The 11,904-nt window shown below is 48.3% G+C and carries 9 protein-coding genes; 8 read left to right on the forward strand and 1 reads right to left on the reverse strand.

Annotated elements, in window-relative coordinates; translation table 11 throughout:
• The first annotated feature begins 42 nt into the window (after nt 1–42).
• Together pruA and ACKKE8_RS04205 are read left to right on the forward strand one after the other, a co-directional pair.
• Nucleotides 43–1,590, forward strand: coding sequence for an L-glutamate gamma-semialdehyde dehydrogenase (pruA, locus tag ACKKE8_RS04200; RefSeq protein WP_409177050.1), 1,548 nt, complete (start codon nt 43–45; stop codon nt 1,588–1,590).
• A 258-nt stretch (nt 1,591–1,848) separates the two neighbouring features.
• Nucleotides 1,849–2,652 (forward strand): MraY family glycosyltransferase, encoded by an 804-nt coding sequence (locus ACKKE8_RS04205; protein WP_409179067.1) that lies wholly within the window; start codon nt 1,849–1,851, stop codon nt 2,650–2,652.
• Here the strand turns inward: ACKKE8_RS04205 and ACKKE8_RS04210 are convergent, their stop codons facing one another.
• Nucleotides 2,653–3,573, reverse strand: coding sequence for a diguanylate cyclase domain-containing protein (locus ACKKE8_RS04210; protein WP_409177051.1), 921 nt, complete (start codon nt 3,571–3,573; stop codon nt 2,653–2,655).
• Between the two features lie 156 nt (nt 3,574–3,729).
• On the opposite strand from ACKKE8_RS04210, the gene asd reads away from it, so the two are divergent.
• The 6 genes from asd to ACKKE8_RS04240 all read left to right on the forward strand — a co-directional run bounded on the left by asd (nt 3,730) and on the right by ACKKE8_RS04240 (nt 11,895).
• Complete coding sequence (gene asd, locus ACKKE8_RS04215; RefSeq protein ID WP_409177052.1) at nt 3,730–4,575, forward strand: archaetidylserine decarboxylase; 846 nt, start codon at nt 3,730–3,732, stop codon at nt 4,573–4,575.
• Nucleotides 4,576–5,286: 711 nt separating this feature from the next.
• Complete coding sequence (gatC, locus tag ACKKE8_RS04220; protein ID WP_007717539.1) at nt 5,287–5,577, forward strand: Asp-tRNA(Asn)/Glu-tRNA(Gln) amidotransferase subunit GatC; 291 nt, start codon at nt 5,287–5,289, stop codon at nt 5,575–5,577.
• Between the two features lie 32 nt (nt 5,578–5,609).
• Complete coding sequence (gene gatA, locus ACKKE8_RS04225) at nt 5,610–7,082, forward strand: Asp-tRNA(Asn)/Glu-tRNA(Gln) amidotransferase subunit GatA (protein ID WP_048031142.1); 1,473 nt, start codon at nt 5,610–5,612, stop codon at nt 7,080–7,082.
• 4 nt (nt 7,083–7,086) lie between these two features.
• Nucleotides 7,087–8,523, forward strand: a complete 1,437-nt coding sequence (gene gatB / locus ACKKE8_RS04230) for an Asp-tRNA(Asn)/Glu-tRNA(Gln) amidotransferase subunit GatB (protein WP_409177053.1) — start codon at nt 7,087–7,089, stop codon at nt 8,521–8,523.
• 134 nt (nt 8,524–8,657) lie between these two features.
• On the forward strand, nt 8,658–10,217 hold the full coding sequence (locus ACKKE8_RS04235; protein ID WP_409177054.1) for a YcdB/YcdC domain-containing protein: 1,560 nt from the start codon (nt 8,658–8,660) through the stop codon (nt 10,215–10,217).
• 19 nt (nt 10,218–10,236) lie between these two features.
• Nucleotides 10,237–11,895 carry a YcdB/YcdC domain-containing protein gene (locus ACKKE8_RS04240; RefSeq protein WP_409177055.1) on the forward strand — a complete coding sequence of 553 codons (1,659 nt, stop codon included), beginning with the start codon at nt 10,237–10,239 and terminating at the stop codon, nt 11,893–11,895.
• The last annotated feature ends 9 nt before the right edge of the window (nt 11,896–11,904 follow it).

An 11,904-nucleotide genomic window follows, 5' to 3' on the forward strand; every position in this document is an offset into this window, starting at 1 on the left:
AGTGATCCGAACATGGAAGATATCGATAAGGAGGCGTCACAGATGCAAGTGGAATTCAAAAACGAGGCGTTTACCAATTTTAGTCTGCCAGAAAATAAAAAGGCATTTGAAGAAGCGCTCGCTAAGGTAGAAAGTGAGCTTGGCCGTGAGTATCCGCTTATCATCGGCGGAGAACGCATCACAACTGAAAAGAAATCCAGCTCCTTCAACCCTTCTAATAAAGAACAAGTAGTGGGCGTTGTTTCCCAGGCTGACCAAGCACTGGCTGAAAAAGCGATCCAAACAGCTGCTAGCACTTTCGAAACATGGAAAAAGGTGCCTGCACAAGCACGTTCCCGCTATCTCTATAAAGCAGCAGCAATCATGCGTCGCCGCAAGCATGAGTTCTCTGCTTGGCTCGTAAAAGAAGCAGGAAAAAGCTGGGCAGAGGCTGACGCTGACACAGCAGAAGCAATCGACTTCATGGAATACTATGGCCGTCAAATGGATAAGCTGTCCCAGCGCCATGACCTGCCTCGTATCCCGGATGAGGACAACGAATTGTACTACGTTCCACTCGGCGTAGGTATCGTTATCCCGCCTTGGAATTTCCCTCTTGCGATCATGGTTGGTATGACGACAGCAGCTCTCGTAGCGGGTAACACTGTCGTATTGAAGCCTGCTTCTACCACTCCAGTAATCGCTGCGAAATTCATGGAGATTCTCGAAGACGCTGGCGTACCAGCTGGTGTTGTGAACTTCGTACCAGGTTCCGGTAGCCAAATCGGCGATTACCTCGTAGAGCACAACCTGACTCGTTTCATCAGCTTCACAGGTTCCCGTGACGTAGGTCTGCGTATCAACGAACTGGCTGCGAAACATCGTCCAGGTCAAAAATGGATGAAGCGTCTGGTTGCTGAAATGGGCGGTAAAGACTCCATCGTGGTTGACAACGACTGCGACATCGAGTTGGCTGCACAGTCCATCGTTGCTTCTGCATTCGGCTTCTCCGGTCAAAAATGTTCCGCTTGCTCCCGTGCTATCGTTCACCAAGACGTGTACGATCAAGTACTTGGCCGCGTAGTAGAACTGACCAAACAACTGACTGTGGGCGACATCAGAACCAACGATTTCTACACAGGTCCTGTGGTTGACGAGAAAGCATACAACAAAATCCTCGAGTACATCGAGATTGGTAAAACAGAAGGCAAACTGGTTGCAGGTGGCGAAAAAGGTCCAGAATCCGGCTACTTCATCATGCCAACTGTATTTGCAGATGTAGATCCACAAGCTCGCATCATGCAAGAAGAAATCTTTGGCCCAGTGGTAGCGTTCGCGAAAGCCAACGATTTCGATCATGCAATGGAAATCGCGAACAACACCGAGTACGGCTTGACTGGCGCTGTTATCAGCCGCAACCGTGAGAACCTGGAGCGCGCTCGCGAAGAGTTCCACGTAGGTAACCTGTACTTCAACCGCAAGTGCACAGGCGCGTTGGTAGGCGTACATCCATTCGGAGGCTTCAACATGTCCGGTACAGACTCCAAAGCGGGTGGACCAGACTACCTCCTGCTCTTCACACAAGCAAAAATGGTTTCCGAAAAACTGTAAGCTACGTAATAAAAAAAGCTGCCTCTTTTACAGGGGCGGCTTTTTTGTTCCCATTTTGTCCACACTAAAGACAAAATGAAAGGGCAAAGCAGGTGAGGGTAGCTGTTTACTTATATCGTGTCAGGACTCTCCTCGTTTTTTGTTGTGTATTTGCTGATGCCAGTAGCAAATTGGCTGGCTTGGAAAACAAAGTTGCTAGATGTGCCAAAAGGAAGAAAGGCACATAGCAGACCGATCCCATTATCTGGTGGTTTGGCGATGTTCGCCGGTCTCTTGTTGGTGTCAACTTTTTTTGCAGGGGCGCAAAAAACCGTTGCAGTTTTGGCAGTTGGAGGGGCCATGCTGGTGGCCATTGGATGGGTAGACGATACGTACAAGTCGAAGAAAAAAGAGTTTCCAGCACTGCCGAAGTTGATGGTGCAGTTATTGGTAGCGACGCTGACATTCCTCATGGATATTCGCTTTCGGGGAATCAATTTTATGTGGCTAGGGGGAGAGGATGGGATGTATGTCTCATTTCCAATCCTGGTTTCCCTGCTGATGACCGTGCTGTGGATCGTCGGCTTGATCAATATGGTGAATTTTTTGGATGGGGTGGACGGACTCGCTGCTGGTGCTACCGTGATCTCAGCGGTGACCTTGTTCTTTTTGTCGATGCTCAAAGGTCAAGAATTAACGGCATTATTGGCAGTCGCACTGGCAGGTGCTGCACTCGCTTTTCTACGCTTTAATTTTTATCCGGCGAAAATTTTTATGGGTGACGCGGGATCGATGTTTTTGGGATTCGCTCTCGGCGTGATCTCGTTGGAAGGAACGATGAAAGGGGCTACGCTCATTTCATTAGTTGTGACTGTGCTGGCAGTAGGCTTGCCCGTCATAGACACTGTACAGGTCATGATCAGTCGGCTTTTGGCAGGCTCCCCCATGTACCAAGCGGATCGTCGACATGTTCATCATCGGCTCATGTCCCGGGGGTTGTCTACGAAGCAGACGGTCATCATTCTGTATGTGGTGAGCTTGCTGTTCTCCGTCTTGGCAGTGTTTTTGTTTTACAGTCAATAATCAAATGGGGTCAAAGAAAAAGAATCGATTGCGCCCTGTATTTTTGGCTTGATAAAGTGCTTTGTCTGCATTGCTCAACAGTTGTTCGGCTTCGCTTGCAGATGTTGGGTAGAGGGCAATGCCGATGCTTGTCGAAAACGGTATGACCCGGTCTTCGATCATCCAGGGCTCTTGAGTCGCAAGTAGGATACGGTTCGCAATTTTTTCAACCTGACGTTCGGAGTGAATGCCGGTCAGAATGATGACAAACTCGTCTCCACCCAGACGCGCGACGATATCTCCATCTCGAACGGATGACTTGAGGCGTGTAGCCAGCATTTGCAAAAACAAATCTCCGGTGTCATGACCCCACGTATCGTTGATTTCTTTAAAGCGGTCACAGTCCAGATAGAGGGCAGCGACCATCTCCTCTTTTGATTGGGCTGCACGTAGAGCTTGCTGGAGCTTTTCGGAGAGGAGGCGCCTGTTCGGTAATCCCGTGAGCACATCATGATACGCCATATAGGCTAGCTGTGACTCCAGGTTTGTGCGCTCGGTCACATCCCGGGTAATGGAAAAGACATGCGTGCATACGCCGTTGCTATCGTAGACAGGAGAAAGAATGGATTCTCCAATGATGTCACCATTGGCGGTAAAGTGGATCGGACTCCCGCTTTTTACTGCTTGTGTGTACATGTGCTGCAATAAGCTGGCTTTTTCATAAGGATACACGTCCTCAAACGTTTTTCCGTATGCTTCCTCGCACAATTGAGCATTGTGCATAGCGGATGGATTCATCAAGACATAGCGGAACTGATACTCCACGTCCGCAGCTTGTTCGACAGCCATGAGAAAGAACATGTCCGACATATGGTCGAACAGACTGGTTAGGATATCACCATGTTGACTGACAAGTGTAGTAAAATCGAGCTTCTTCACCATAACCGATATCTCCTGATAATTGGCTTGTTAGAATGATTATAGTATAGCAAGACTGTCGAAGAAAATGATGAACCTCTGGTAATAGTGCGGGGTTTACTGGCTGTTAGCAGAAGTGGTAAAGTAAGGGTATTGTTGTTTTACGAAGGAGCATTTCTTATGGGCAAAAAGCTGCTCCCAGGTCTCATTCATCGCTTGCCACAAAACGCGATGTCACGGACTATGGGCAAAATTACCGCTACTCCCTTTAGTCGATTAGCCATTCAACGATACATAAAGCACTATCAGATTGATACGTCGATCATAGAAAAGCCAGCTTCGGAATACCGCACGCTGAAGGAGTTCTTTTCCCGCCGCCTGAAGCCCACAGCGAGACCGATTGCACCTGACACAGATACTATCGTCAGCCCGGTAGACGGAACCGTTTCGCAGTTGGGTGATATTTGCGAAGGTACCTTGATTCAAGCAAAGGGGAAAGAGTTCAGTGTGAGTGAGCTCGTGGGCGGTTCGGAGGAAGAGGCCAAGCGTTACTACGGTGGTAAATTTATTACAATTTATTTGAGTCCAAGGGACTACCATCGGATTCATATGCCGGTAACGGGCGATTTGAGCTGTTACTGCTATTTGCCTGGCAGACTCTATCCTGTCAACCAGCTCGGGATTGAAAACGTAGACCGCTTGTTTGCGCGCAATGAACGCTTGGTAACTCACATCAAAACAGATAACCTGGGCGATATGGCTTTGGTAAAAGTAGGAGCCTTGTTTGTAGGCAGCGTGAAGGTCTGCTACAACACAGCTACGACGAACATCAAGCACGGTCGCCAAACCCATGAGAAGATTGCTGGGACACCTCGTTATGAAAAAGGGGCGGAGCTGGGCTGGTTCGAATTTGGATCCACCGTCATTTTGCTATTGGAGTCCAACGAGCTCGAATGGGCAACAGGGGTTGAAAAAGGAAAGTCTCTCTTGATGGGGCAGGCGCTCGCGAAAAAGAAGGCAGAATAACAAACGACAGAAGAGATCACAGTCCAGGGCAAATGCCTTGGACTTGTTTTTCTTAGTAGATGAAGATGTGGCTGTGGTGGGGAGAAGAATATTTCCAGTCTAGGCTCCAGGCTCCGTCCCGCTGAGGGCTGAGACTGTCCGCTCCGAAGGGCTTAGCGGGGAAACGCAAAAGTGGTAGCCGCTACGTCGCGCGGGCACGGTTGCGTTTCTTTTGCCCGCTAATCCCTTCTCCGCTCGGTAGGACTCCACAAGTCGCTACGTCTGGAAATATTCTTCTCTGGCGTAACTGATGAGGTTCTTCATTCTTTCAATTCTTTAATAAACGATTAACACGGAAAGCTCGTAGAGGAAACAGGAGAAAACAGCGAAGATCTTTGGTACACCGACCGAGACGGAATGCAAAAAGCGAAACACGTTCTTAAGCGTCCACCTCTGAAACACATCCTGAAAGGACTACTTTGGACGCGGTTTCGCTTTTTGCATGGAGACGGGCAGTGAATCCCCCAGCGGGTGGGACAAGAAGCTGAGCGTTTTCTCCTGTTTCCTCCCCACCACAACAGCCGGACAAAGTTTTTATTGGATAATAATCGATCAATATTTTTTTGCCGAAAACATTATTTGTTTCTATGCCGAAATCCCTGTGAAAATTGACTGAACCTGCTGTTTTCAAGTAAGATCAAAGTTATGTGATACGATTCGGAGGTGGAAAGAATGAGTGCCATTACTCGCAAAGAAGTAGAACACGTAGCTAATTTGGCCCGTTTGCAGCTCACAGAGGAAGAAGCGGAGCGGTACACAAAAGACCTGAATGCGATTCTCGATTTTGCAGCCAAGCTGAATGAGCTCGATACATCCAATATTGAGCCAACCAGTCATGCTACAGACGTGAAAAACGTCATGCGTGAAGACGTAAACAGACCGTCCCTGCCGCGTGAGGACGTGCTGAAAAACGCACCGGATCACGAAGACGGACAGTTTAAAGTACCGGCTGTATTCGAATAACCTACTGGATAACAAGAAGGGAGGAACCCACTGTGTCGCTGTTTGACAAGCGATTGTCTGAGATACATAGCGCCCTGCGCGCAAAAGAGATTTCGGTAACGGATCTGGTGCAGGCTTCCATCGCTAGCATCAAGGAGCATGATGGAGAAATCAAATCCGTCCTGCATGTAGATGAAGAGGGAGCCTTGGCTCATGCCCGTCAATTGGACGAACGTCTGGTCAAGGGAAATGAGGAGCTGGGTCTTCTCTACGGCTTGCCTGCCGGACTGAAGGACAACCTGGTTACAAAAGACGTTCGCACGACTTGCGCGAGCAAATTTTTGGCGAACTACGATCCTGTCCATGACGGGACTGTTTCCAAAAAGGTGAAGGATGCTGATGCAGTCATTGTTGCGAAGCTGAACATGGACGAGTTTGCGATGGGCGGCTCCAACGAAAATTCCGGCTTTTTCCCAGCGAAAAACCCGTGGAACACCGACTACGTTCCGGGGGGCTCTTCCGGTGGCTCAGCGGCGGCAATGGCTGCGCGTCATTTTTACTTCACACTTGGCTCTGATACAGGTGGCTCCATCCGTCAGCCTGCTGCTTTTTGTGGCGTTGTCGGCTTGAAGCCTACGTATGGACGCGTATCCCGTTTCGGGCTGGTTGCGTTCGCGTCCTCGCTGGATCAAATCGGACCTGTGACGAAAAATGTTGAGGATTCCGCCTATGTGCTGCAAGCGATTGCGGGACATGATGAATACGACTCTACCTCTGCCAATGTGGACGTACCGGATTACTTGTCCGCATTGACTGGAGATGTAAAAGGACTGCGTATCGGGGTACCGAAAGAGTTGATCGGAGAAGGGATTGACCCTGAGGTTCGCGATGCTGTTCTGGCAGCATTGAAGCAGCTGGAGAGCATGGGTGCTACATGGAGCGAGGTTTCCATGCCGCACACGGAATATGCCGTGCCAGCTTACTACCTCTTGTCTTCGTCTGAAGCTTCGTCCAACCTGGCTCGTTTTGACGGTGTACGTTATGGTGTGCGCGCAGACAATGCGGCAAACCTGATCGAGCTGTACAAGGAATCCCGCAGCCAAGGATTTGGCCCAGAAGTGAAGCGCCGCATCATGCTCGGAACCTACGCGCTCTCTTCTGGTTATTACGATGCTTACTACAAAAAGGCGCAACAGGTACGTACCCTGATCATTCAGGACTTCAACAACATTTTTGCTGACTACGATGTCATCCTGCACCCAACCACGCCTTCTACGGCTTTCAAAGTAGGCGAAAACGTAGATGATCCGGTGAAAATGTATCTGGAGGATATTTGTACCGTTCCTGTAAACCTGGCTGGACTGCCAGCAATCAGCGTGCCGTGCGGATTCTCCAAAAACGGTTTGCCGATCGGTTTGCAGATCGTAGGTCGTGCATTTGACGAATCCACCGTATTGCGTGTAGCCCATGCGTATGAGCAAACCGCAGGCTTCTACGGGCGCAAACCGGAATGGGTGAGGGGGTAAGAGCATGAGCAAGTACGAAACAGTCATCGGCTTGGAGGTTCACGCCGAGCTATCGACCAACAGTAAAATCTTTTGCGGCTGCCCGACTGAATTTGGTGCACCGCCGAATACACATACATGCCCGATCTGCTTGGGACATCCAGGTGTACTGCCTGTAACGAACAAGCAAGCGGTAGAATTCGCGATGAAAGCAGCACTCGCCCTCAACTGCGAGATTTCCCGCGAGACCAAGTTCGACCGCAAGAACTACTTTTATCCAGACTCGCCAAAAGCGTACCAAATCTCGCAGTTTGACCAACCAATCGGCTACAATGGCTGGATCGACATCGAAGTAAACGGTGAGACGAAGCGCATTGGGATCACTCGTCTGCATCTGGAAGAGGATGCGGGCAAGCTGACGCACAGCGATTTTGGCGGAGAGTCTCTGGTAGACTTTAACCGTGTCGGGGTACCGCTCGTCGAGATCGTTTCTGAGCCAGACATCCGCACACCGGAAGAAGCACGTGCGTATCTGGAAAAGCTGAAAGCGATCATCCAGTACACCGAAGTATCTGACGTTCGCATGGAACAAGGCTCCCTGCGTTGCGATGCTAACGTTTCCATCCGCCCGTATGGTCAAGAAGAATTCGGAACCAAGGCTGAGCTGAAAAACATGAACTCCTTCCGCAACGTACAAATGGGCTTGGAGTATGAAGTACTGCGTCAGACCGAGTTAGTTTCTTCCGGTGGCAAGGTCGTTCAGGAAACGCGCCGTTGGGATGAAGCGAACAAGAAGACGTTGACGATGCGTTCCAAAGAGGAAGCGCATGACTATCGTTACTTCCCAGACCCGGATCTGGTTCGCATGCAGATTTCCGAGGAGTGGATTGAAGCGGTTCGCGCAACCATTCCAGAGCTGCCAGATGCTCGTCAGGCGCGCTATGTGAACGAGTTTGGCTTGTCTAAGGATGATGCCGGAGTCATTACAATCTCCAAGGAGACGGCTGATTTCTTTGATGAGACTGTGAAAACAGGAGCAGAGCCGAAGTCAGTAGCGAACTGGCTGATGGTTGACCTGTTGGCACACCTCAACGCCAACAATCTGGTGTTTGCTGATGTGAAAATGACACCAAAAGGCTTGGGCGAGATGATCAAGCTGATCGAGGACGGAACCATTTCCTCCAAAATCGCCAAAACCGTCTTCAAAGAGATGGTGGAGACTGGCAAAGAGCCGAAGCAGATCGTCGAAGAAAAAGGACTTGTCCAAATTAGCGATGAAGGCGCTCTGCGTCAAGTCGTCGTCGATGCGGTCAATTCCAACCCGCAAGCCGTGGCAGACTTCAAGGCCGGGAACGAAAAAGCAGCTGCTTTCTTTGTTGGTCAGGTTATGAAGCAGACCAAAGGTAAGGCAAACCCGGGAATGGTAAACAAGTTGATTCAGGAAGTATTGAGCAGCCTGTAGGGCAAAACATACGACAGCACTTTCTCTATATGGGGAGAGTGCTGTTTTTTTTGTGCTCTAAGCTATGCTAAATAGTGGAAAAAAAGTAAGATAGAATGCGTAGCTATCATCATAATTGATTAGGAGAAATGTTCATGACACAGAATTGGAAGAGTGCGACGGCTGCTTTTGCAGTAACAACCATGTTGTTGGGAACGGGTGCTCAGGCATTTGCTGCAAGCCCGGAAATGATCTTGAAAAATGCAGAAACCCCATCCAAAGGCGAGGTCAAGCTACCTGCGCGCGCGGTCGAGATTGTCGCTGCGCTGGAGAAGCTGGAGCCTGCCTTAAAAACTCTGACATACCGGGAAATCGTTAGTTCTGATTACGATGAAAACCAAGTGGATTTGTTTATGAGTCTTCCTGACGATACAGAAAAGAGTGCATATCTGATTTTTGATCGCCATAGCGGTGAATTGCTTAGTTACGAGGCTTCTGAATTCATTTGGGACGAGAATGAAAAAGTAACAGACGAAGCCATCGTGCAAAAAGCTGAGAAAGCTGTGCAAGAGTTGCTCGGAGAAAAGAAGAGAAGCATGACGGATGCTCCACAATTGTCGAAAACGGTATACGGTGAAGAAGAGTCGTTTATATACCCGAATGTGTATTTTCCGATTCTGCTAAATGGTCTGGAAATAGACGAAACGCGCTACGGTATCGATGTGGACATGGATTCAGGCGGGCATTTGTTGGGCCTATCTTTTCAACCGCTAGATTTGACGGGTATACAGGTGGCTGATCCGAAAAAAGCTGTGGCAAAAGAAGAGATTCAGAAGCAAATATTTACACCCGAACGCCTTCGTTATGGCTATGTATGGGAAGGAACAGATGGGAAACCCGGTATTGAATATACCATGAGAACGTCGCCTGTTTTTGATGCATTGACGGGAAAGCAGATCGAAGTGGAATGGAGAGCAGAAGAAGGGGATGGAAAACTCCATACATCTGATATCAAGGACATTTCTTTGAAACCCCAAGGGAAGCCATTCATTGCAAAAGGCGCAACGGATCAGCAAATTTTAGAGAACTTGTTTGGGGTTGATACCAAGAAGTTGTATACAAGCTATCGAAAAGACGAACAGCAGGGTGAAATCACGTATAATTGGTTGAACACTAACGATTATAATCGCGCCTCTATTATGGTGAACGAAGTGACTGGCGATATCGGCGGATACGTAAAATGGGCACATATCGAAAATCTCTCAGTGCCCCTAACAAAAGAGCAATCCTTGCAAAAGGCGATTACGTTCCTGGAACCTTATGCTAAAAAAGCCGAGTGGCAAGTCGAAATGTATGAGGGAATCAAGAAAGAGGACGAGCAGTACGGATTTTTATTTCTCGAAAAACAAAATGGGATACCGCTCATGGAGTATTCCTACGGAGTAGCAATTGATCCTAATAAGGGACAAGTCGTTGAATTCGTGGCATCAGTTCCAGCAGAGGATCGTAAATATCCTGTGCTCAAACCATCTGTAACAGCCCAACAGGCAGCAGATATTGTTTCCAAACAGGTACCAGTAAAGTTGACCTATATCTGGCCGAGATCAGGAGAGAAGAATGCACCCATTCTCGTTTACAAACTCGATACCAGCAAAGGCTGGCCAACTGTAGATGCCGTAAACGGATCGTTTAAATGGGGAGAGTACGAGGATTAAGAAAGAAGGAGGAGTTTTAATGAAACGAAATGGAAAACGTACAGCAATCGCATTGACATTAGCAATGATGTTGCAAGGAACAAGTGGAACAGCCTTGGCTGCAAGTCCTGAAATCCATCCTAGCCACATTGCATCTGTTACAAAAAGCGAGGAAAAGCTCCCGGAGCGGGCTACTCAGATCGTAGCTGCTTTAGAAAAACTGGAGCCTGCATTGAAAGCATTGACGAAACGAACGATTGTGAAAAATGAAATGGATGAAAATCTGTTAAACTTCAATCTGGAAAGTCCCGAATCCAATGACATGGGTGCCACTGTTGTCTTTGACAGCAAAACAGGAGAGTTGTTCACGTATAACGCTAGTTTGTATATTTGGAAGCAAGGGGAAATTGCGACAGACGAGGTTATTTTGCAACGGGCAGAAAAAGCAGTGCTTGAGTTATTAGGGGCAGACAAAAGAAAACAAACAGGCTCCCCTCAATTATCCAAAGTTGTTGAAGAGGTAGACCCTGAAGGTTTGACTGATCCCTCAGGAATATACCGTACCATTTATTATCCAATTGTACTAAATGGGCTGGAGATATTGGGGAATAGGACGGGCATATACGTGACGACGGATTATGCTGGTCATATCTTGGGTGTATCCACTGAGCTACTTGATTTGAAAGAGGCTAAGATACCAGATCCGAAAACGGCACTGACACCAGAAACTCTCAAAAAGCAGTATTTCACTCCTGAGCGTCTTGATTTGGGCTATGTGCTGGAAGGGAAAGATGCCAAGCCGGGCATGCAATATGTATGGATGAATACCCCTTACATCGATGCCATGACAGGAAAGCAGATTGACTTCATTCAGGGAACAGAGATTGCGGGGGATGGAAAAAGAAATCCTGCCAATCTGAGGAAGCTTACGCTATCGCCAAAAGGAGAGCCGCTTATTGTCAAAAGCAGGGCAGATGGAGAAAAAGTCGTGGCGAGCCTGTTTGACGTAGATACGAAGGTGATGTTCACAGAATACAGCACAGGAGAAGTTGATGGTGAGTTCATACATTCCTGGAGCGATGAGTTTGGGCATGAAGAAGTATCCATTTCGGTGGATGCTTCTACGGGAGAGGTCATCGGTGCGAATATTTCGATGGAAACAAAAAGTTTGCCTGTTCCCTTATCGAAAGAAGAAGCCTTGAAAAAAGCAATTTCCGCCATTGAGCCATATGTCGCTAAATCCTCTATTGAATGGCAGGTTGAGATATTTGATCCATATAAACAGCCGAAATTGGCCGATTGGATGGTCGAGTTGAATGAAGGAGAGGGTGAAGAGGAGGAGGACACAGGAACAGGAACGTATACCTTCGTGTTTCATGAACTGCACGATGGTTTGCCTGTGTTCGACCGTCACTATTGGATGGTGGTCGATATAGAGAGTGGACAAGTATTGACTTTCATTGTGAATTTGCCGGAAAAAGAGGGTACTCTTCCCATCCTGAAGCCATCCGTAACGGAGCAACAAGCTGCTGAAATCGTAGCCAAAAATCTCCCTGTAAAGCTGTCCTACTTCTGGCCAACCTACAAAGGCAAGCAAGCTCCTTTTCTCACCCTTGTCTATACGATTGACAAGAGCAAGGGCTGGCCTTACGTAGATGCTGTAAACGGCACACTTGAATGGCATCAATACGAGGAATAATCCGTACAA

Origin of the sequence: Brevibacillus fortis (assembly GCF_046196545.1) — a bacterium.
GTDB lineage: Bacteria > Bacillota > Bacilli > Brevibacillales > Brevibacillaceae > Brevibacillus > Brevibacillus fortis_A.